Origin of the sequence: Mucilaginibacter sp. CAU 1740, assembly GCF_039839285.1 — a bacterium.
Classification (GTDB): Bacteria; Bacteroidota; Bacteroidia; order Sphingobacteriales; family Sphingobacteriaceae; genus Mucilaginibacter.
This window is the reverse complement of record NZ_JBDOQS010000008.1, coordinates 145,338-167,066: the sequence shown is the minus strand read 5'-3', so window position 1 is coordinate 167,066 and position 21,729 is coordinate 145,338. Positions and strand designations below refer to the sequence as shown.

Annotated in this window: 23 protein-coding genes and 1 pseudogene; 11 read left to right on the top strand and 13 right to left on the bottom strand. The window is 42.3% G+C overall.

Features of this window, described 5'->3' with window-relative positions:
* Nucleotides 1–152: 152 nt before the first annotated feature.
* Both apaG and dusB read right to left on the bottom strand, forming a co-directional pair.
* Nucleotides 153–539: a Co2+/Mg2+ efflux protein ApaG gene (gene apaG, locus AAFN85_RS18220; protein ID WP_347529038.1), complete on the bottom strand. Its 387-nt coding sequence runs from the start codon at nt 537–539 to the stop codon at nt 153–155.
* Nucleotides 540–584: 45 nt separating this feature from the next.
* Nucleotides 585–1,577, bottom strand: coding sequence for a tRNA dihydrouridine synthase DusB (gene dusB / locus AAFN85_RS18215; protein ID WP_347529037.1), 993 nt, complete (start codon nt 1,575–1,577; stop codon nt 585–587).
* Between the two features lie 39 nt (nt 1,578–1,616).
* Here dusB and AAFN85_RS18210 point away from each other — a divergent pair, with 39 nt between their 5' ends.
* The 4 genes and pseudogenes from AAFN85_RS18210 to AAFN85_RS18195 all read left to right on the top strand — a co-directional run.
* On the top strand, nt 1,617–2,561 hold the full coding sequence (locus tag AAFN85_RS18210) for a CPBP family intramembrane glutamic endopeptidase (RefSeq protein WP_347529036.1): 945 nt from the start codon (nt 1,617–1,619) through the stop codon (nt 2,559–2,561).
* Complete coding sequence (locus AAFN85_RS18205) at nt 2,562–2,774, top strand: DUF2007 domain-containing protein (RefSeq protein ID WP_091167115.1); 213 nt, start codon at nt 2,562–2,564, stop codon at nt 2,772–2,774. It abuts the gene before it with no gap.
* Entirely contained in the window at nt 2,771–3,577 is an 807-nt protein-coding gene (locus AAFN85_RS18200) for a phosphatidate cytidylyltransferase (RefSeq protein WP_347529035.1), read from the top strand. The genes AAFN85_RS18205 and AAFN85_RS18200 overlap by 4 nt, the downstream gene beginning before the upstream one ends.
* Before the next feature lie 26 nt (nt 3,578–3,603).
* Nucleotides 3,604–4,257: pseudogene (locus AAFN85_RS18195) on the top strand (phosphatidylserine decarboxylase family protein); the annotation flags it as partial.
* 864 nt (nt 4,258–5,121) lie between these two features.
* Here AAFN85_RS18195 and rplS read toward each other — a convergent pair.
* The gene (gene rplS, locus AAFN85_RS18190; RefSeq protein WP_119406677.1) at nt 5,122–5,469 is read right to left on the bottom strand and encodes a 50S ribosomal protein L19; all 348 of its coding nucleotides are present in this window, start codon (nt 5,467–5,469) and stop codon (nt 5,122–5,124) included.
* A gap of 236 nt (nt 5,470–5,705) precedes the next feature.
* Here rplS and AAFN85_RS18185 point away from each other — a divergent pair, with 236 nt between their 5' ends.
* Nucleotides 5,706–6,977 carry a glycosyltransferase family 39 protein gene (locus AAFN85_RS18185; RefSeq protein WP_347529034.1) on the top strand — a complete coding sequence of 424 codons (1,272 nt, stop codon included), beginning with the start codon at nt 5,706–5,708 and terminating at the stop codon, nt 6,975–6,977.
* Between the two features lie 134 nt (nt 6,978–7,111).
* Here the strand turns inward: AAFN85_RS18185 and trmD are convergent, their stop codons facing one another.
* From trmD to AAFN85_RS18160, 5 genes are all read right to left on the bottom strand, one after another.
* Entirely contained in the window at nt 7,112–7,786 is a 675-nt protein-coding gene (gene trmD, locus AAFN85_RS18180) for a tRNA (guanosine(37)-N1)-methyltransferase TrmD (RefSeq protein ID WP_347529033.1), read from the bottom strand.
* A gap of 105 nt (nt 7,787–7,891) precedes the next feature.
* Nucleotides 7,892–8,263 carry a VOC family protein gene (locus AAFN85_RS18175; protein ID WP_347529032.1) on the bottom strand — a complete coding sequence of 124 codons (372 nt, stop codon included), beginning with the start codon at nt 8,261–8,263 and terminating at the stop codon, nt 7,892–7,894.
* A 45-nt stretch (nt 8,264–8,308) separates the two neighbouring features.
* Nucleotides 8,309–8,698 (bottom strand): VOC family protein, encoded by a 390-nt coding sequence (locus AAFN85_RS18170; protein WP_347529031.1) that lies wholly within the window; start codon nt 8,696–8,698, stop codon nt 8,309–8,311.
* Nucleotides 8,699–8,935: 237 nt separating this feature from the next.
* Nucleotides 8,936–9,463 carry a ribosome maturation factor RimM gene (rimM, locus tag AAFN85_RS18165; protein WP_347529030.1) on the bottom strand — a complete coding sequence of 176 codons (528 nt, stop codon included), beginning with the start codon at nt 9,461–9,463 and terminating at the stop codon, nt 8,936–8,938.
* A 121-nt stretch (nt 9,464–9,584) separates the two neighbouring features.
* Nucleotides 9,585–10,109, bottom strand: a complete 525-nt coding sequence (locus AAFN85_RS18160; RefSeq protein WP_347529029.1) for a 30S ribosomal protein S16 — start codon at nt 10,107–10,109, stop codon at nt 9,585–9,587.
* Between the two features lie 224 nt (nt 10,110–10,333).
* Between AAFN85_RS18160 and AAFN85_RS18155 the strand changes: the two genes are divergently transcribed.
* Together AAFN85_RS18155 and AAFN85_RS18150 are read left to right on the top strand one after the other, a co-directional pair.
* Nucleotides 10,334–10,870: a 5'(3')-deoxyribonucleotidase gene (locus AAFN85_RS18155; protein ID WP_347529028.1), complete on the top strand. Its 537-nt coding sequence runs from the start codon at nt 10,334–10,336 to the stop codon at nt 10,868–10,870.
* 55 nt (nt 10,871–10,925) lie between these two features.
* A complete protein-coding gene (locus tag AAFN85_RS18150; RefSeq protein WP_347529027.1) occupies nt 10,926–12,254 on the top strand; it encodes a PAS domain S-box protein in 1,329 nt (442 codons plus the stop codon).
* Nucleotides 12,255–12,533: 279 nt separating this feature from the next.
* Here AAFN85_RS18150 and pfkA read toward each other — a convergent pair whose 3' ends face one another.
* From pfkA to AAFN85_RS18130, 4 genes are all read right to left on the bottom strand, one after another.
* Entirely contained in the window at nt 12,534–13,514 is a 981-nt protein-coding gene (gene pfkA / locus AAFN85_RS18145) for a 6-phosphofructokinase (protein ID WP_347529026.1), read from the bottom strand.
* A 143-nt stretch (nt 13,515–13,657) separates the two neighbouring features.
* Nucleotides 13,658–15,421, bottom strand: coding sequence for a cytochrome c biogenesis protein CcdA (locus tag AAFN85_RS18140; protein WP_347529025.1), 1,764 nt, complete (start codon nt 15,419–15,421; stop codon nt 13,658–13,660).
* A 21-nt stretch (nt 15,422–15,442) separates the two neighbouring features.
* The gene (locus AAFN85_RS18135; protein WP_347529024.1) at nt 15,443–15,895 is read right to left on the bottom strand and encodes a protein-disulfide reductase DsbD domain-containing protein; all 453 of its coding nucleotides are present in this window, start codon (nt 15,893–15,895) and stop codon (nt 15,443–15,445) included.
* 19 nt (nt 15,896–15,914) lie between these two features.
* Nucleotides 15,915–16,688 carry a biotin--[acetyl-CoA-carboxylase] ligase gene (locus tag AAFN85_RS18130; RefSeq protein WP_347529023.1) on the bottom strand — a complete coding sequence of 258 codons (774 nt, stop codon included), beginning with the start codon at nt 16,686–16,688 and terminating at the stop codon, nt 15,915–15,917.
* A 47-nt stretch (nt 16,689–16,735) separates the two neighbouring features.
* Here AAFN85_RS18130 and rsfS point away from each other — a divergent pair, with 47 nt between their 5' ends.
* From rsfS to AAFN85_RS18115, 3 genes are all read left to right on the top strand, one after another.
* A complete protein-coding gene (rsfS, locus tag AAFN85_RS18125; protein WP_347529022.1) occupies nt 16,736–17,110 on the top strand; it encodes a ribosome silencing factor in 375 nt (124 codons plus the stop codon).
* Nucleotides 17,111–17,200: 90 nt separating this feature from the next.
* A complete protein-coding gene (gene ftsH / locus AAFN85_RS18120; RefSeq protein WP_347529021.1) occupies nt 17,201–19,318 on the top strand; it encodes an ATP-dependent zinc metalloprotease FtsH in 2,118 nt (705 codons plus the stop codon).
* A gap of 56 nt (nt 19,319–19,374) precedes the next feature.
* A complete protein-coding gene (locus AAFN85_RS18115; protein WP_347529020.1) occupies nt 19,375–20,013 on the top strand; it encodes an LUD domain-containing protein in 639 nt (212 codons plus the stop codon).
* Between the two features lie 86 nt (nt 20,014–20,099).
* Here AAFN85_RS18115 and AAFN85_RS18110 read toward each other — a convergent pair whose 3' ends face one another.
* Entirely contained in the window at nt 20,100–21,185 is a 1,086-nt protein-coding gene (locus tag AAFN85_RS18110) for a metallophosphoesterase (protein ID WP_347529019.1), read from the bottom strand.
* A gap of 154 nt (nt 21,186–21,339) precedes the next feature.
* Between AAFN85_RS18110 and AAFN85_RS18105 the strand changes: the two genes are divergently transcribed.
* Entirely contained in the window at nt 21,340–21,705 is a 366-nt protein-coding gene (locus tag AAFN85_RS18105; protein WP_347529018.1) for a hypothetical protein, read from the top strand.
* Nucleotides 21,706–21,729 lie beyond the last annotated feature (24 nt).

Sequence of the window (21,729 nt, the reverse complement as noted above, 5' to 3'; positions counted from 1 at the left end):
GCAAGAGCCAAGAAGCAAGACAGCAAGAGTCAAGAAGCAAGAAGAAGAAAAAAGCAAGTCTCAAAATAAAGAGGCCCTAACCGAAATCTCGGTTAGGGCCTCTTTTATGTTAAAAATCTTACTTCTTGTTGTCTTGCTTCCTGACTCTATCCTTAATTCAACCTATACGGTGCTATTAAATAAAACTCAGGGATCTGTACGTTGAAGTTGGCATTATCCAGCATACGTACCATGTGGTACTCGCCTTTCATACTGCCTACATCGGTTTTTAGGTTACAGCCTGATACATACTCATGAGTATGGCCCGGCTCGATGATAGGCTGCTGACCTACAACGCCTTCGCCTTCCACTTCGCGCTTGGCTCCGTTCGAATCAAAAATATACCAGTGGCGGCTCATCAACCTGATGGCGTAGTTGGTCATGTTTTCGATGCTTACTTTGTAAGCAAACATAAAATGATCATTAGCCGGGTTTGAATATTCCGGCTGATATATGGTTTCGATGGAAACCTTAACACCTTCAGTTATAGTGGTAACCATGTGACAAGTATCGTTTATTTCAAATATAATGATTGGGAGCAAATATTACGCCAACTCAACGCTATATTTTTCCTCTATCTCTGCCAGGATCTGATCAACCGCTTCCAAATCTGGAGCAGTAACAAATCTCATCCTGAACTCTTTGAAGTGATCAATTCCTTTAAAGTAATTTGAGTAATGCCTGCGCATTTCGAAAATGCCTGTTTTAGGGCCTTTCCACTCTATCGATTTGTACAAATGCGACCGGCAAGCGTTAACACGCTCGGCAATAGTTGGCTTATCCAAATATTCGCCGGTTTTAAAGTAGTGCTTTATCTCGCGGAAGATCCATGGGTAACCAATGGCCGCGCGACCAATCATCATCCCATCAACCTCATATTCCATGCGCCATGCGGCAGCTTTCTCGGGCGAATCGATGTCGCCGTTGCCAAAAATGGGGATTTTAATACGCGGATTTTTCTTGATATCACGAATTAAAGCCCAGTCGGCTACGCCTTTATACATCTGAGCGCGGGTACGGCCGTGTATGGTAAGCGCCTTGATACCTACATCCTGCAGGCGTTCGGCTACTTCGTAAACGTTTTTGGTATTATCGTCCCAGCCAAGACGGGTTTTAACGGTAACCGGTAAATGCGTTGCATCAACAACAGCTTTGGTCATGGCTACCATTTTATCAATATCCTGCAAAAGGCTTGCACCTGCACCGCGGCAAGCTACCTGTTTTACAGGGCAGCCATAGTTAATATCCATCAAATCGGGACCAGCAAGGGTTGCTATTTCTGTAGCTTCGCGCATGTGGTCGATATCGCTGCCGAAGATCTGGATGCCGATAGGTCTTTCATATTCGAAAATATCCAGTTTCTGGCGGCTTTTGGCAGCATCGCGGATCAATCCCTCGCTCGAAATAAACTCGGTGTACATCATATCCGCGCCGTTTTGCTTACACACATAACGGAAGGGTGGATCGCTCACATCCTCCATCGGTGCCAGCAACAGCGGGAACTCCCCTAAATCAATATTTCCTATTTGTACAGACATCCTTATCTTTAGCCTGCAAAAATACGAATTTTACATCGAATGATAAAAGAGCCATATCAAGACCCTCAGCCACAGGGAAGTCAAATAACGCCTATTTTACAGTTTGTTATCTTATCCGCAGGAACAATTGGGCTCGTTTTTATTTTTTCGCTGATAGCCGCCGGTATCATCACCGTGATATTTGGAGCTGGTACACTTGCCGATACTTTCGCTTTTAACACTCACAATCCGCATATCGGCCCGGCTTTATGGACTTTACAGATCATAAGCACCACGCTGCCCCTGTTTTTAACGCCATTGCTTTTTGCCCGCTTTATTGTTAAAGAGCCGCAAACGTATCTAAAGGCTACAGCTAAATTTCCGCCTGTTTTATTGCTGCTGATCCTATCTATCATGATCTGCTCATCGCCGGTGTTGGAAGTATTGGTAAACATTAATGAAAAATTAGTGCTGCCCGATTCGATGAAAGCACTCGAAGCGATTTTGCGGAGCATGGAAGATCAGGCCCAGAAAGCCACCGATGCCATGCTGCAAATGAAAACCGTATGGGATATGATCTGGGGCGTGCTGGTAGTAGGTCTGTTCACCGCCATAGCCGAAGAGTTTTTATTTAGAGGGGCGCTGCAAACCATCATGATCAGGCTAACCAAAAACCCGCATGCCGGTATCTGGATCACGGCTATCCTGTTCAGCGCTTTCCACATGGAGTTTTTTACTTTTCTACCGCGCGTAGCATTAGGCGTATTTTTTGGCTATTTTGTAATGTGGAGCGGCAGCATCTGGCCGAGCGTTTGGGCGCATTTTTTAAACAACGGCACCCAGGTAGTGATCATGTACCTGTATCAACAGAAAAAAATAACCCTCGACCCTGACGATCAGCATGTATTTAATTACCAGAGCTATGCTTTAAGCCTGATAATTATTTTAATTTTGCTTTTTATGTATCGAAATACCGCTAAAGGAAAAAGTCCGCTGCTTAGTTAAATGGAAAAGAATTGGGTTAAAATTTTTACTTCTACTAATTTTTACCAATCAGAAATTGTTAAGCAAATGCTTACCGGGAATCATATTGACACCGTTTTACTCAACAAACAGGATTCATCACACCGCAACTTTGGCGAGATAGAGGTTTATATTCACCAGGAGGATTTTAGTAAGGCTATCGAGATCATGATCCTCAATCAAATTAATATATGAAACAACGCGCCATCACTGGCTTATTTTTTATCATCGTAATGATCGGGTCTAATTTGTTGGGTCCTTATGTTTTTAGTGTATTTTACCTGTTGCTAAGCCTGTTTTGCCTGCTTGAGTTTTATAAACTGGTTAAACAGGGCGGCTTAGTTCCCGAGCGTTTTACCGGCGCGCTTGTTGGGGTGATCATTTTTTTATTTTTCGCTGCCAACTGCTATTTCCCGGCGTATAAATTTATTTTATTGCTGCCTATTTTATTGAGTTTTATACCGATAGGCGAGCTTTACAAAAAATCGACAGTGCCGTTTACCAATATCGGCTTCACTTACCTTGGGTTATTAATGTCGGTAGTGCCATTTATATTTTTCCACGCCATGGCATTTACCCGCGGCGATGGGGTATTTAATTTTCACGTACCGCTCGGCTTTTTAATTATGCTGTGGAGCAATGATACCGGCGCTTACCTGGTGGGCAGCAAATTTGGCCGCAATAAGCTATTTGAAAGGCATTCGCCAAAAAAATCTTGGGAAGGCTTTATCGGCGGGATCCTCATTTGCGCATTGGCGGCATATATTTTGAGCCGTTTTTATGTAGAGTATTCTGTTTTGCAGTGGATCATCATGTCGCTCATTATTTCCAACTTTGGCACCATGGGCGATCTGGTTGAATCCATGTTTAAACGCAGCCTCAACGTGAAGGACTCGGGCGGCATATTACCGGGACACGGCGGCCTGCTGGATAGATTCGACGGCCTGCTGATGGCAGCGCCAATTGTATATGCATACCTGTACTTAATTTCAAATTAGTAGTTTTGTATTAAAACTTATAAATAATGACCATACATAAAGAAGGCTATACCTCGCTTGCAATCACTATCCTGTTCATTTTTGTACTGAACGCGGCTATTCATTTCTATTTACCAACCGCGCACACCTTAAAATGGTTAGTTTACATTTTTTCGGGGGCTTTATTTTTGATCATTCTTCAATTTTTCCGCAGTCCGTTTTTTGATATTGAAACTGCAGAGAATACCATTCTTTGTCCTGCTGATGGCAAAGTGGTAGTAATTGAAGAAACTGAAGAAACCGAGTTTTTGAAAGATAAACGAATTCAATTATCGGTTTTCATGTCGCCGGTAAACGTACACGTTAACCGTAACCCTATTGCTGGTGTGGTAAGCTATTTTAAATACCACAAAGGCAAATACCTGGTGGCCTGGCATCCAAAATCATCTACCGAAAACGAGCGCACCACCATAGCTATCGAAAACAGCAAAGGTGTAACCGTATTGTTCAGGCAGATTGCAGGTGCATTGGCCCGCCGTATTGTTTGGTATGTAAAACAGGGTGATATTGTTGAACAAGGTCAGCAATTTGGTTTTATTAAGTTTGGATCGAGGGTAGATGTATTTCTTCCGCTGGGTACTAAAATATTGGTGAATATTGGTGATGTTGTAAAAGGTGGTCGTACAATTTTAGCTGAATTGGTTGATCCGGAGCCGGTGAAAGCCGCTCCTGCAAAAAAAGAAGCCATTGTTACTCCTGAGTCTCCGGCAGCACCCGTTGAGCCTGCTGTTGTTGTTGAAGAAACTCCAACTATGAATGCTGTTACTCCAGCACCTTCGTTAGTTATCGATCATCCTGAAGTTGTTGCTGATGCGGAAACGCCTGCTGAGGCTGAGCCGAAAAAGGTTGTAAAAAAAGCTTCTACGCCGAAAGCTAAGAAAGCTGATGGTGATGAACCGAAAGAGGAAAGCGCAGAATAATTTTATAATATTTCAATAACGCAAAAGAGCCGATGGATATCCATCGGCTCTTTTGTTATAAAAAAACCTAATCTACTAATCTGCCGCGGGTTTAGCGATAGCGTAACCCGTGGTATACAATAGCTTAAGTTTTCAACTTAAGCCCCTTAAAATTGAGGAGGGTCTTAATATCAAATGGTGTGCGATGCGGCGGTAGGATACTAACAACAATGTGTTAATAGACAAGCATCGGCCGCTCATTTGCCGCGGAGGCTGTTCCTTTTGTCTTGACACAAAAGGAACCAAAAAGTCAAGACAGAAAAAAGCTTCAGCCCACAAGGCCAGCTCGCGGCCGGCTTTTCTGTCAGGCCACCGCTTGTTTGCTTCATTTACGTATCAGTCTTCCATGTTGTTGCGAGGAGGAACGACGAGGCAATCGCATGCTATACAGGGCGGCTATACTTCCGTGCGGTTGCCACGCTACGCTCGCAATGACATTAGGAAGGATAGCACTCCCAAAAAACCATCGTATAGCAAAAGGCCTTACCGAAAACTGCTTTCAGAAAGGCCTTTTAATTTTTTATATGCTGCTACGCAGCGAGGTAATTAAACGCGTTTTGATTTGATACGGGCAGCTTTGCCGGTAAGTGCACGCAGGTAGTAAAGTTTTGAACGACGAACTTTACCTACACTGTTAACCTCGATCTTATCGATGTTTGGAGAGTTAACCGGGAAGATACGCTCAACGCCAATACCATTTGATACTTTGCGTACAGTAAAAGTTTCAGTTACACCAGTACTATTGCGTTGGATAACAACACCTTGGTAAACCTGAACACGTTCTTTATTTCCTTCTCTGATTTTATAGTGAACACTTACAGTATCACCAGCTTTGAAGGTTGGAAGCTGCTTTTTTTCTACTGATTGCTCTTCAACAAATTTTACTAAATCCATGATTTTAAGCTCTTAATGCGATTTTTAGCCCGTAAAAATCGGATTGCAATATTAGGCATTTTTTTCATTAAATAAAAACCAAATTTAAAAATTTCCACATTTAGTTTTTTTATTAACAAAGGGTTGCGGTTTTTAGCCTGATTTAACAGTTGCCACATAACGATATTAGCTATAAAATATAGATAGGCAAGCTATAAATTAGTAATATTGATAGCTTAATCAACAAGGTGATATTTATGATCAGTAAACTAAGGCGGAGCCCTTATATTCAATTTCTGCCCTTCCTGTTATACTACATTTATTATATCATCAAGTTCCGGTACCCGGAACTATTTGGCGACGAACCACGGTACATCACTTTTGCCGCTAATCTTTTACACGGCTTTTTTTCGCCACCCGCTCCTGATATTAACCTTTGGAGCGGACCGGGATATCCTATCGCGTTGATTCCTTTTACTGCGTTGCACCTTTCGTTCCTGTACCTGTCATTATTGAACGCGCTTTTTTATTACCTATCGATAGTGTTTTTATACAAAGCATTAAGCTACGTGGTTAAAGAGCGGTTGGCCATGTTGTTTGCTATCCTGTGGGCATTTTATCATAACCTTTACCAATTTTTGCCGGCTATTTATACCGAGATCTTTACCGCGTTTTTAGTGTCGGCGGTTATCTACAGCCTTGTTTTATTATATACCAAACAGAAAACCAGGCATCTGTTATTGTCCGGGTTTTTGATCGGCTTTTTGGCATTAACCAAAATCATTGTTGGTTATGTAATTGTGATCGGCCTTATAATATGCCTAATGCTGATGCTCATTAAACGCAACAGAGGTTATTATTTAAAGTCGGTTTATATCCTGTTGCTGGCTTTACTTACAACGGCTCCCTATCTTTTATATACCTATAACCTTACTGGCAAAGCTTTTTATTGGGGAAACTCGGGCGGGATGAGTTTGTATTGGATGAGCTCGCCTTATGAGTTAGAATATGGCGATTGGAAAGTACCTTACCTATCTAATTCCATCCAGCCAATGCCGTTTAACTCTGCCGAGGGGGATTCATTATTACAGGCCAATCATGGTAAGGAGATGGCATTTATTATGAGCCATAAGGGTGTAGAGCAGGATGATCTTTTTAAACAAACTGCTATCAAATACATCAAGGCCTCGCCTAAAAAGTTTGTCAGGAATTACTTTTATAACCTATCGAGGTTGTTTTTTGATTTTCCGTACTCTTATACATACCAGATAACACAAACCATTAGCAATATCCTAATTGGTTCGTTATTGCTATGGACTTCTGTTATCTGTTTTATTGCAAGCATGATCAACTGGCACAGACTGATCTACCCCGTAAAATTTGCCATGTTGCTATTTGTGGTTTATATATTACTGAGCGGACTGGCAAGCGCCTATGCCAGGCAATTGGACGTGATGGTGCCAATTTTACTATTTTGGATAGCCTACGTGATCAGCAAATTCCCAAAAATAACTTTGAGGTTTAATTAAAAGTTTCCGGCTTTGGCCAAACGTTGCAAGCGTATTGGGGCTGAAGCCCATTTTTCGCTGCTCATTAGTTCGTTGGTTAAAACCAACGGCAATGAAGTTTCATCTGGCTTTAAATTGCGCTCGTGATGATTAGTTTACTTTAGCAGGTCAGGTCTTCTTTGCCTGGTACGCTCCAGGGCCTGCTCATGCCTCCACTTTTCAATTTCGGGGGTATTGCCGCCTAAAAGGATATCAGGTACTTTATGGCCATTCCAATCGGCCGGGCGGGTGTAAACCGGGGCATCTAACAAATCATCCTGGAAAGAATCAGACAAGGCCGAAGTTTCATCATTCAATACGCCGGGGATCAGCCTCACTACCGCGTCAACCAGTACGGCTGCGGGCAGCTCTCCGCCCGAAAGTACGTAATCACCTATCGAGATCTCACGGGTAACATAAATGTCCCTGATGCGCTGATCGATGCCTTTATAATGGCCGCAAAGGATAATGATATTCTTTTTGATGGAAAGCTGGTTGGCTATGCCCTGGTTAAGGGTTTCGCCATCGGGGCTCATGAAAATGATCTCGTCGTACTCGCGCTCAGATTTTAGCTTTTCGATGCAGGCCGCGAAAGGGGGGATAGTCATTACCATGCCGCTACCACCGCCGTAAGGGTAATCATCTACACTTTTTTGCTTTTGTGTTGAATAATCCCGCAGGTTGTGGACTACAATTTCAGAAATACCTTTTTTTTGCGCACGCTGCAAAATAGAGTGGGCAAAAGGGCTTTCCAATAAACCGGGCAAAACAGAGATGATATCAAAACGCATGCGCAAAGATAATAAATCAATGCGCAGATGTGTGGGTATGGTTTGCTGGTTTCACGCTAAGTCGCTATGACGCAAAGTTTTCTTCATTTTGTAACTTAACTATAACTATCCGCCGTGCTGATAGATCCCCCATAAATTACCGGCCGGATCAGTAAAGTGCGCGGTAATTTCGGATGAATCTTTATCTATTGCTTTAACAACTGTACCTCCATTTGCTTCTATCAATTTAACGGAAGCTTCAGCGTCATCAACCATAATGGATATCAGCAAGCCTGCTTTTCCCATCGGTTCTCTGTCGGTTACCCACATACCGCTTACTTCTCCAACCCCATCATCAAAAGCGGCGAAGCCTTGGTTGTCTATTCGCACGTTCCATCCAAAAACAGTTTCAAAAAAATTTGCCGATGTGGGGATATCAATGGCAGGTATCTCAATATAACAGATCTTACCGTTGCCGTAGGTTGGTTGCTTTTCCATGGTTGCTTTTTATCCTTGTTTCCTGATTCTTGAAGCTTGTTTCTTTTATATCGCTTTCTCTATCATCCATCTATGCCCAAACGGATCAACAAAATCGCCCTGCCTATAACCGTAATCATAATCCTGCACCTCTGAGGCTACTATTGCTCCGGCCTGCCTGGCCTGCTCCATAACGGCATGTACGTCGTCAACAAAAAGACCTATAGTTACACTGGTGGACTTTGCAGTATCCGGGCACAGCACATTAGTACGTTTCGTTTCTTCGTGCAGGTGAAAGATCGTTCCATCTATCGATAGTTCAGATACATGGATGCTGCCATCATCATTACTAAAACGCCTTAACTCAACAGCACCTAAAGCTTTAATGTAAAAGCTTATATCGGTTACGCCATGTGGTATAGCCAGCTGCGGCGCAAAGAATGCATTTGTTGCCATGCTTTTATTGGTTTGGTTAATCAGGCTTATCGTAGTTAAAGATAAATTGTTTTGAATTACAACAAAGTAACAATCAACAGGCTACATGCTTTTGCATTACGCTATCTCCTTTAATTGAAAATAAACCAGCATAGCGCCAACGTGTTTGCCATATTATTATACAAAAAATGCCCCTATCTCTACGGGCACCTGTTTTTTATCCTGACTCTTTATTCTAACAGTCCTGCTTCTCGAAACCTATCCTTCCAAATAAACATCCAGCAATCCTTCAGGCAAAGCAACATAAATTTCGCCGCCTTCTACATCAATGCCTTTAATAATTTCCAGGTTAAGCGGGAACATTACTTCCTTGTTTTTGTACTCAACTGTAGCTATTAGTTGTTGAGGGTATTCCTGTACGCTCAGTATTTCGCCAAGTTCGCCGTGTATTTCGTCGATAGCTATAAAGCCTTCCACATCATTCAGGGTAAACTCTTCTTTCTTTTTCTTCGGCTTTAATTTATTAGGCAGATAGATATCACGTTTTACCAATGGCGATGCTTTTTCGATGGTATCAACATCCTCCAGGTTAAGGTAGGCGTTGTTTTTTTGCAGGTATTTTATCGATGATACAAAATAGGGGATCATCTTACCGGCAATATCAATAAACACGGCATTGAATTTAATAGCTTCGATGCCATCAAAATCAACATAGATCTGTAATTCGCCTTTCAGGCCTTTGGTTTTTAAAACACTGCCTATCCTGAAATGATCTTCAGTTTTCATTTAAAATATTTTAAACAACAATGGCGAAGCTATTTGCTCCGCCATTGTATTAGATTCAAGAAATCAAGAACAAAGATTCAAGACAAAAATTGTCGACGATCCGGTTCTAACTTTCAATAAATTATTCTGCGCTTTCAGCTTCTTCAGTTGCTGCATCTTCTGCAGGAGCTTCAGTTTCTTCGGCAACAGGAGCATTTTTAGCAGCAATAGCAGCAGCTTTTTCTTCGCTCTTTTTAGCTTCAGCAGCTAAAGCAGCTTTACGTGCTTCATCTTTAGCAACGTTAAGGCTGGTTTTTTTGCCGGTGATTTTGCTGTCTTTTTGGTCAAGCCATTCAGCAAATTTAGTTTCAACTTGCTCTTCGGTTAAAGCACCTTTTTTAACACCACCTTGTAAGTGTTTTTTGTAAAGCACACCTTTGTATGAAAGGATTGCACGACAAGTATCTGTAGGTTGAGCACCGTTGTTAACCCAATCTAAAGTTTTGTCGAAGTTGATGTCGATTGTTGCTGGGTTAGTGTTTGGGTTGTATGAACCTAAACGCTCAATGAAGCGTCCATCACGTGGAGCGCGTGAGTCTGCTACCACGATGTAATAAAAAGGTTTACCTTTTTTACCGTGTCTTTGTAGTCTGATCTTAGTTGCCATTGTAAATTTTTATGTATTCAACATTATCCCCGGAGTTCTTTCTGCGGGGATGCAAAAGTACAAATAATTATTAAAATTAAAAATGGTTGATAATTAATTGTTTGCGATTTATTTTGGAAGAGAATGGTTGATTGGGTTGATCAGGTAAATGGTTGCCGTGTACTGCCCTGATATATTTAAAACTTAACATTGCAATAAGTTAAAAAAATCGCATTTTGACAGCCATGAGCATCAACAGAAAAACACGTATAGCTATTGATATGGACGAGGTGATGGCCGATACCATTGGCAAGTTCATCACCATGTATAAAGAACGCCATAATGAAGATCTTTCGCTTGGCGATATGCACGGTAAAGAATTTAGAGAGATACTGCCGCCCCATCTTAGCGAAACTTTACGCGTTTATATTAACGAGCGCGGCTTTTTCAGGGACATCTCGGTTATGGCCGATGCGCAGGAAGTAATAAAAGCCCTTCACGATAAATATGATGTATATGTTGCCTCGGCAGCCATGGAGTTTAAATACTCGTTAGAAGATAAGCAAGCCTGGCTTGAGGAGCATTTCCCGTTCATCTCCTGGACAAACATTATTTTTTGCGGCCACAAGATACTGGATGTTGACATTATGATAGACGACAGGATAAAAAACTTCGCCACCTTTAACGGCCGAAAGATCCTGTTCACCTCGCCCCATAATATGCTGCTTACCGATTATGAACGGGTTGACACCTGGAAAGAAGTTGCTGCTAAATTATTGTAACAGTAGCATTTACAAATTAAATACTTAGCTTTGTGCCGTTCCCCTGTTAGTTTGCATGTTAGGTCAGTTCCCCCACGGTAAAGTTCATTGCAGTATTGCTTTTGATGTTGATGCACAGCGTTATTTGCTTGTTAGCGACAGCTTTAGCGATATTTTGGGAGTGGAAGCCACGCACCTGCAGCAAAACACCGATTTTTTAAACGGGATCATCGCTCCCGAAGCTTTTAATAATATAAAGCAGCTTACTAATAACCTTACCGAAGGCGCGCACATTCAAATAAATTACACGCTCAATACCAATAACAGGCAGCTCACAGAGCATCGCAAACTTATTACAGATGCCATTACCAGGCACAAAATTTTAATAAGCGAAATTACAGGCATACAGCTACCGGAAGCCAGCCGAAGGGAACAGTTTTTAAACTCGCTTATTGATTCGCAAACTAACTTCCTGGTGCGTATAGATGTTGAGGGTAATTTCACCTACGTAAATCCGCAGTTCACCAAAACTTTTGGTTACGCCTGGAATGAGATCATCGGGCACCACTTTTCTGAAACAACCATCCCGCAGGAGGTTTATAAATGCGAAGAGGCTTTTGTTAATTGCCTCGAAAATCCTGGTAAAATTGTTAAGCTGATTCATAAAAAGCCAGATAAACGGGGCTTTCTGCACGATACCGAATGGGAGTTCATTTCAATTATTGATGATAACGGAAAGGTTGTAGAAATACAAGGCATAGGGCAGGATATCACCCAGCAGCTACATGCCCAGGAAGAGGCGATGCGGATCAAAACCAGCCTGGAGGCACTCATAAATAATACGCAGGATCATATTTGGTCGGTTGATAGGGAGCGGCGGTATATGTACATGAATCAATCCTACATTAGCCAGATAACTTATTTAACCGGCGTTGAGCCAAAAAAAGGTGATTATTCAAATAAACATGCCGGTTTTACCAAACAGATAATTGATGAATGGAACATCTACTATCAGCGTGCCCTAAATGGCGAAAATTACACAGTAATTAGCCAAAGTGCCGACCCTGCCGGCGGCAGGCCTTTATACTTTGAAGTTAATTTTAACCCCATTTATACCGCCAGCGGCGAAATTATAGGGGTTGGCTGTTTTGGCCACAATATAACCAGCCGCCTAAAAAACCAACAGGACCTGATGGACCAAAACCTGCGCCTGCGAAACATTGCCTCCCTAAGCTCGCACGAACTGCGTCGCCCGGTAGCCAGCATGCTCGGGCTGATCAGCATTATGGACCGCGAAAACTTTTTCAATCCGGATAATGAGGCCATCATTGGGCATGTGCTGACCGTGAGTAAAGAAATTGATGAGGTAGTGAGATTAATTGTTGATAGTACTTTTGTTAAGTAAGAGGCATTAAAAGTAGAAAAAGCAGGGACTTGTGCGATTCCCTCCCTCGGGAGGGTGGAGGGAGGGGTTTCTTCGTTTTGCATATTATTAACATGGCGTACAAACCCCTCCCTGCCACCGCGCTTAGCTATCACACCCCTCCCAAGGGAGGGAATTAAAGTCCTTCACCATCAGCGCTCTTACGAAGCCAACACCCACATCAAGAACCTATAAAGTATATAAATAAAACAGCCCCGGAAAAATATCCGGGGCTGTTCCATTTATCGTTTTAGCTACCAGTTACATAGATAGCATTTCAACCAGCTTGATCATATTTGGATCGATACCCTGGTGGTGTTTAATGGCATGTTCAAATGGTGTATAAGCAACCTCCCCATTAATTAAACCAATCATTTCATTGCGGTGACCATCGCGCAGGGCTTCAACTGCGGCTGCACCAACACGGCTTGCCAATACCCTATCCATACAGCTTGGCGCGCCGCCACGTTGTATGTGCCCTAAAATAGAGATACGGGTATCATAGTTAGGGAATTTTTCCTGAACCAAACGACCTACTTCAAAAGCACCACCGGCAGTATCGTCGCCTTCGGCAACAATTACAATACGCGACGTTTTATCTTTACGGCCAAACTCCAATCGGTTAAATAAACCCTCAAGTCCGGTTTTGCTTTCAGGGATCAGGATGGCCTCAGCACCGGTAGCAATACCTGTACGTAAAGCGATCAGGCCCGAATCGCGGCCCATTACTTCAACTATAAATAAACGATCGTGCGATTCGGCAGTATCACGGATCTTATCAACCGCGTCAACCACTGTATTAATGGCAGTATCGTAGCCTATGGTAAAATCGGTACCAACTAAATCATTATCAATAGTACCTGGCAAGCCAACAACCGGAATATCAAATTCGCTACCAAAAACTTTGGCACCGGTAAAAGTACCATCGCCGCCAATAGCAACAAGGGCATCCACTTTATTTTTTACCAATTGTTCGTAAGCGTTTTTACGGCCTTCGGGAGTGCGGAAACTATCACAACGCGCAGTTTTTAAAATGGTACCACCGCGTTGAATGATGTTTGAAACCGATTTGCGGTTCATGGGTACAAATTCGCCTTTGCCCATACCGTCGTAGCCACGGCGGATACCCGTGACCTCAATTCCGTAATACATGGCCGAACGAACTACCGCCCTTATGGCAGCATTCATACCGGGTGCATCACCTCCAGAAGTAAAAACGCCGATATTTTTGATCTGAGTCATTTTTTTGTTGGGGCTATGATATAGGTTTCCCTATTCATAACTAATTAGGGTTATAAATATTGTTCACTAATTAAACGCCGCCAACCAATAAAACGCGGCGTTTAATATTTTGCGCGAATTTACACTTATTTTTAACTCGAACCTTATTTTTTATACGCCGAAATGCCGCTATCTAAAAATTTAAGGTATAACGGGATGTGATATTCGGCCGGTAACGGAGCTATTTCATTACCAGTAGCATCCTTTAATAAGTTTCCATCGCTATCCAGCATAACGTACAACGGCTGGGAGTTTGCATTGAAGCGCCCGGCTTCCAGGTCGCTCCATTTACCACCCAGAGTTGTGATTTTTTTACCGCTATAATCAGATGTGAAGCGCTCGGCTGCCGGTAACTCAGCTTTATCGTCAACAACCAACTGCAATAGCACAAAGTCGTTTTTAATTCGGCCGAAAACATCCTTGTCCGACCATACATCTGCTTCCATTTTTCGGCAGTTAACGCAGTTAAAGCCCGTAAAATCAATCAGTATAGGTTTGTGCAAAGCTTTCGACACCTGTAGGGCCTGGTAATAATCATACCATGCATTCAATCCTTTGGTTTTGATACGGGTATAATTTTCGGCATACTTTGGTGAGCCGATGTTTGATGGCAAAGCAACTGATGGCGCCGCGGCAGCACTTGAACCCGAACCATCCGGCACAGCCGAAAGGTTAAAATCCTGCGTAGCTTCTGGCGGTAAAAATGCGCTTATTGATTTTAAAGGCGCTCCCCATAAACCTGGCACCATATATATAACAAAGGCAAATACGATTATAGCAAGGAACGTACGCGGAATAGTAAGGTATTTCACATCACTATCGTGCGAAAACTTGATCTTACCGATAAGGTATAACCCGATCATTAAGCCGATAGCTATCCACAGGGATAAGAAAATTTCGCGATCGAACCAGTTCCAGTGATAAGCCAGATCAACGTTTGATAAAAACTTAAGCGCGAAAGCCAACTCAAGAAAACCCAAAACAACTTTTACGCTGTTTAACCATCCGCCCGATTTTGGCAAGGTTTTCAACAACGAAGGGAATAACGCGAATATGGTAAACGGCAAAGCCAATGCCAGCGAGAAACCGAACATACCCATTGCAGGGCCTAAGCGGTCGCCTTTTGAAGCGGCATCAACCAACAAAGTACCTATAATTGGGCCAGTACATGAAAATGAAACCACAACAAGGGTGGAGGCCATAAAAAATATACCCGCAAGACCTCCTTTATCCGAGTTTGCATCCAGCTTATTGGCCAGCGAACTTGGCAACGTAATTTCGAATGCCCCCAAAAAGGACATACCGAATACTATCAGTAATAAAAAGAAGAAAATATTAAATATACCATTGGTGGCCAGTTCATTCAAGGCATCCGAACCAAAAATGATAGAGATCAGCAAACCCAATGTAACATATATTACAATGATGGATACCCCATAAATGAGCGACTGCATAACAGCCTTGCCTTTATTGCCGCTCTTTTTGGTAAAAAAGCTTACAGTTAAAGGCAACAACGGATAGATACAAGGCAAGATCACCGCAGTAAAACCGCCCAGCAAACCCTCAATAAATATCTGCCAAAGTGATTTTGGTTTTTCGTCTTTATTTTTTGATGCCGATGTTTTCGCTACAACCTTTTTTGCAGCTTCCGCTTTTTTAACCGAATCCAGGTGCTTTTTCCTGATCGCTAAACTGTCCGCAGCGGTAGGGATCGATGTAAAATTAAGATCTGATGTGGATACCGTAGTATCAGCAGCCTTTTTCTGCACCGCATAAACCGGGTTCACTCCGGCTATGTTGATAATAAACAGGGTAATTAATGTAATAAGCCCGGCGCGCAGGATAGCACCTTTATTTAATAATTTCATGACTGTTGTGGCGCTGCTGAATTATTTACCTAAAGGGATAGTAAAGTCAACATCTTCGGGCGGAAGGCATTTCATATCGTTACAGGTCATGTAAGTTAATTTACCGGTAACAGCCGTTGCTTTTGGCGATTTTAAACTGATTTTCTGGCTAAATACAACCTCTTTTTCAAAGTAGCTCACATTCATGCTGAATGATTTTTCGTACTTGGTAACCGGGGTTGGCTCGGTAGTTTTGCCTGCAACGGCATATAATTTTGAAGGAGTAAACTCAAACGAAGTTTTGATAGGGCCGCCATCTTTTACAGTTTGCGAGTAGATGTGCCAGCCGCTTTGTATGGTAGCTTTTAAAAATACAATGGCTTCTTTGTCATTTACTTTTTTTGCCGCATACGACCACCTTACCGGCGATTCGATCTGTGCGTAAGCGCCAACGCTGATGATAAGCGCGGTTACCAATACCAATAGTTTCTTCATTTGTGTTTTGTAGTTATTATTATTTGTTTAAAAATTTCAATTCTTTGAGGTTAAACTCCATTTGCTGCCCGTTAGTATCTTCAATAACCAGCAAGCCCTCCGGAAGCACGTTTTTTACAATGCCGTTAAAAACTCCATTGTTCGACTCAAAACTGCGCTCTTCGTTTAACCAATATAGTCGGGCCAGGTAAGCATTCCTTACAAATTCCGTTTGGCCCGCCCTCAGCTTCAGATAGTACACTTCTATATGCTTGCAAATTTCCGATAATATAAGGGTTAATTCATAATCCTTTTGTAAGATTTGCTTTACCGAAGTAGCATTTGAAGCCCCTTCCGGAAAATTTTCCTGGTTTATGTTGATGCCGATGCCCACAACCGAATCCTTAAGCTTATCGCCCTGGATAGTATTTTCAATCAGCATACCGCCCAGTTTCTGATCGCCATAATAAATATCATTGGGCCATTTTATCTTCAGTTTGTCCCCAAGCAGGGGATATAAGGCATCATAAACACCCAAACTCGCGGCACGGTTAAGATCAAATTGTTGGTTGGGCGCTAAAAAATGAGGCTTTAGCAGCAGACTGAAAGTGAGGTTTTTGCCGGGTTCGGCATGCCAGGTATTTTGCTGTTGGCCACGCCCGGCATATTGCTCTTCTGCCATAATGACCGTACCTTCAGGTACTGGCGTGGAATTTGACAATAAATTTTTAAGGAAACTATTTGTTGAATCAACTTGTTTAATTGTTACTAAATTTTGACCAACAAATAATCCTGAAAATATGTTATTTTGCAAGGTGTAATAATTTTATACTCAAAAACGTTCAAAACTAATTCTTTTTGATGGTAAAAAACAAAGTGTTAAATGAATCTGCCTATATTTCAGAACTGGCAATACATGGTATCCAGGAAAAAAAAGGCAATGATATTATTAGGTTAGACCTTCGTAATATATTCAGTTCGGTATCAGATTATTTTGTGATCTGTCATGCCGATTCGTCGACACAGGTAAAAGCAATTGCAAATAGTATTGAGGATGAAATTTTCAAAGCCACCCAGCAAGATCCCTGGCGCAAAGAGGGTATTGAGCATGGCGAGTGGATTCTGCTTGATTATGTGGACGTTGTAGTTCACGTATTCAGGACCGATAAACGTGAGTTTTATGGAGTGGAGGATTTGTGGGGCGATGCCGAAATTAAATATTATAAAAGTGCATAAATATTCGTCACATAAAGGCTCAACGCATAGTCTTACTGTTACCGCGTAAAATTTAAATTATAGATTGTAAGTTTGAGCTCGTATAAAGAAATGAAAGATATTAAAGATTCTAAATCAGAAAATCCAAGACCTATCCGAAAAATTGTGAATAAGAAGCCCTCATCTCCCAAGCCACCTAAGTTCAATATCATGTGGCTATACGGTATTGTTATCCTGGCTTTTTTACTCATCCCTACCTTAATGAATAACGGAACGGGTAAATTGGTTAATTTTCAGGAGTTTGAAGCTAACATGCTTCGTACTAATGATGTTCAAAAAATTGTAGCTTATAAAAGCGGCGACCTGGTTGTTGCCGAGGTTTACATTAAGCAAAGCAGCTTAAATAAACCATATTTTGCTGCAGCGGCACAAAAAGAGAAAAACTTTTTCAATACCAGCACAAGCAATAGCGGTCCGCAGTTTTCATTTACCGATGCAACCTACGAAAGCTTAAAAAAATCAATTGCCGACGCGCAAAAGGACATTCCGGACGATCAGAAAGTACCGGTTACTTTTGAGCAGGGCCATGAAAGCCTGTTATCAAACTGGTTGGTTCAAGGCATCATTATGGTTGTTTTATTTGCTGGTGTGTGGATCTTCATTATGCGCCGCATGAGCGGAGGTTCGGGCGGTGGCCCGGGTGGCCAGATCTTCAATATCGGTAAATCAAAAGCTACCCTGTTTGATAAAGAAGCACAGGTAACCGTAACCTTTAACGATGTTGCCGGCTTGGAAGAAGCTAAGCAAGAGGTTATGGAAATTGTTGATTTCCTTAAAAACCCTAAAAAATACACCAACCTGGGTGGTAAGATCCCTAAAGGCGCATTGCTTGTAGGTTCACCGGGTACAGGTAAAACTTTGTTGGCTAAAGCCGTTGCAGGCGAAGCGCAGGTGCCTTTCTTCTCACTTTCAGGTTCTGATTTTGTGGAGATGTTTGTGGGTGTGGGTGCATCACGTGTACGTGATTTGTTCCGCCAGGCAAAAGATAAAGCTCCTTGTATCATCTTTATCGATGAGATCGACGCCATTGGCCGTGCCCGTGGTAAAAACAATATTGTAGGCGGTAACGATGAGCGCGAAAACACCCTGAACCAGTTATTGGTTGAAATGGATGGTTTCGGTACTGACTCTGGTATTATCATCCTCGCTGCAACCAACCGTCCGGATGTACTGGATTCAGCGCTATTGCGTCCGGGCCGTTTCGACAGGCAGGTATCCATCGATAAACCGGATTTGATCGGTCGTGAGCAAATTTTCAAAGTTCACTTGAAACCTATCAAATTATCTGATGGTGTTGACGCTAAAAAATTATCAGCCCAAACCCCAGGTTTTGCAGGTGCCGAAATTGCCAACGTTTGTAACGAGGCTGCTTTGATAGCCGCCCGTAAAAACAAAGAATCGGTTGATATGACAGATTTCCAGGACGCTATCGATCGTGTTATCGGTGGTTTGGAAAAGAAAAACAAGATCATCTCTCCCGAAGAAAAACGCATTGTTGCTTACCACGAAGCCGGTCACGCTATTGCAGGCTGGTTCCTGGAACATGCCGATCCATTGGTTAAAGTATCTATCGTTCCGCGTGGTGTTGCTGCTTTAGGTTATGCTCAATATCTGCCAAAAGAGCAGTTTTTATATACCACCGAGCAATTGCTGGATGAAATGAGCGTATCAATGGGTGGCCGTGTTGCTGAAGATATCGTTTTCGGTAAGATCTCGACTGGTGCATTGAGCGATTTAGAACGCATCACCAAACTTGCTTATGCCATGACCAAAATTTATGGTATGAACACAAGTGTTGGTAACGTATCCTTCTACGATCCACAAGGCGAGTACCAGTTTAACAAACCATATTCGGACACAACTGCCGAAATGATCGACAACGAAGTACGTAAACTGGTTGATGTGGTTTATCAAAAAACCAAAGACTTGTTAAACGAAAAACGTGCTGGTTTGGAAAGCATCGCTCAAAAACTATTGGAGAAAGAAGTATTATTCCAAAGCGACCTGGAAGAAATTTTAGGCAAACGTCCGTTTGATGAGCGTACCACTTATGATAAGTTTGTAAACGGCGAGGCTGCGTTAAACCCAGATGTGGATAACAACGCCATCCCCGAAACTGTTACCAACCCCGAAATTACCAGGGTTGACAGCGAAGATCCAAAATTTTAATACACCATATTAATTAAAAGCCACCGGCCTTGCTGGTGGCTTTTCTTTTTAACATTATGAGGGATATCACCACATCAAAAGAAAAACTGCTTAAAAAAATAAGGAAAGCGCTTCTGGAGAAACGGGATAACCCATACCCTCAACTGGAAGATCTTCCTTTTTACCCGCCCACCGATGAAATGCCCGAGGTGATCTTCGCCGAACAATTCACCAATGTAGCCGGGCAGTTTGTTTTTTGTGAGGATGAACTCCAATTTATCGAAAACCTCATTAATCTTGCCGAAGCCCGCGAGTGGCGCAAAATTTACTGCTGGGAACCCAAACTGCAGGAAATACTAAACCAATTCGAATATCCCTTTTACGAAACCGATAAAGATTTTGAGCAAGCCGAAGTAGGCTTTACCCTCTGCGAAGCTTTAATTGCCCGTAACGGCAGTATCCTACTCTCAAACGGAAACATGGCCGGGCGCAGGTTGAGCATCTATCCATCGGTTCATATTGTACTGGCCTACACATCGCAAATGGTGATGGATCTTAAAGACGGGTTTAAACTCATCAAAGAGCGTTACGGCAACAACCTACCATCCATGATCAGCAATGTTACCGGGCCAAGCCGCACTGCCGATATTGAAAAAACATTGGTTTTAGGCGCGCATGGGCCTAAGGAGCTTTTTGTGTTTATGTTGGAAGGTTAAACAAGCCGGAAGTCTTTAGTCTTAAGCCATCAGTCAACGTATATTTCATTTTCTTCCTTTTTACTGAAGACTAATGACTTCAGGCTTTACAAAAGCTCCTGCAATTTACATTCATCCAGCACTTTTCTTTCGCTTTTCTTTTGATCGTTGTATTCCCATTTAATTAAACGGATCTGGCCTTCAGCTATTTCTATGCCTGTTATATCGCCATCATCAAAACAGCAACAGCCGCTATTGAAATAGGTGGGACGGTAGGCGCTAAAGTCCGGGACTACATCGCCTTTTGCCTGCCGGTTTACTATTTGTTTGCTTAAGCCATCAGCCAATTGTTGATCGCCCGCTTTTTTGGCTGCGGCAATATCGTTATACAGTTTTTCGAGGTGCGTTAACGATTTAAATACCGGCTGATGCGTGTGGCCGGTAATTAGTATTGTATTCTCCTGTTTCGAGCTCCAATCGTACATGATCCGGTTATGATCGGTTTTTAAGAGATCATTATTAGCCGGCGTGTTAGGGTTTATTTTAAGGAAAGCCTGTAACGGCCCCCATATATCTGATACAAACCATTTGCTAAACCAATTACCGTCGCTTTGCAAATCACCCTGGTGACCATGCGTAAGCAGGATATTTAATGATTTGTTTTTAATGAGCGAATGTAAAATTACGCCCTCATTTATTTTTATCGGCTCTCCATAAATTTGCTTTAGGCCAGTCGCCGCTAATGGATCATTATCCCAATACAGATCATGGTTGCCAAATATTTTGATGAACGCTTTGCGGCTGATAAATCGCTTTTCGCTATTAAATGTAGCCTGGTTATGCTTTTTGATGGTGACAAACAGGTTCTCCCACAGTTCTTCACTATCGCCCAGGTTGATATAGAAAAAGTTGTGCTGATGATAATAATCGAGGGCGGCAAGGTAGTTACCTTCGGCAAGGGCGAAGATGTCCATATCATCACGCCCGCCTTTATGTTGATCCGACAAGATGATGAAACGGTCGGCTTCCGGATTAAAATGTATCACAGGCCCTCGTTTGCCGGGTCTCAAAATCAAGTTTTTATAGAGCTGGGTTAGCGCCTTGTCAACTCTTTTTTTATCTGGACGGGACGAAAGCCTATCGGCCAGTTTAATGATAGGTTTGGTAAGCAGTTTTTGCAGCAGTTTACGCATGGCTATTTAACATGCAATGTAAAATATTGTTATTTCAAGTTAGTAATTAACAATTATACCGTGTTTAAACGGATTTAAAAATGGTGAAATAACGGGTGGGATAGTTTATAATATTTATATAGATTGGTGGACACAATTTAATCCCCTAAACTGTATGGAAATTATTGATCCAAAAGAAGCACGTGAGATGGTTGAGCGTTACAAAAAACACCGCAAAGCTATTATCGACAAGCACCATGGTATCAGGGATACTGAATCTACCTGGGTATCTGTTGACCATCTGAAGAAATTTGTTGAGAACTTGCCGTCAAATGCCACCGGTGTGAGATTTCATTTCGGTGTCCATCATGATAAACATGAAATATCGCCAAATCAGATGTCAATAGCATTTGCCCCAACCGTTGCCGGGCCAGATGGTAAGGATATAGACGCACTTTCTTCAGAAGAAGCAGTAGCAAAAACAGGCGCGATACTACCGGTGTACAACAGGGGCAAAGATTGTCCTCCTTCGTGTCCATAAATATTTGAAAACAGTTAACAGCAT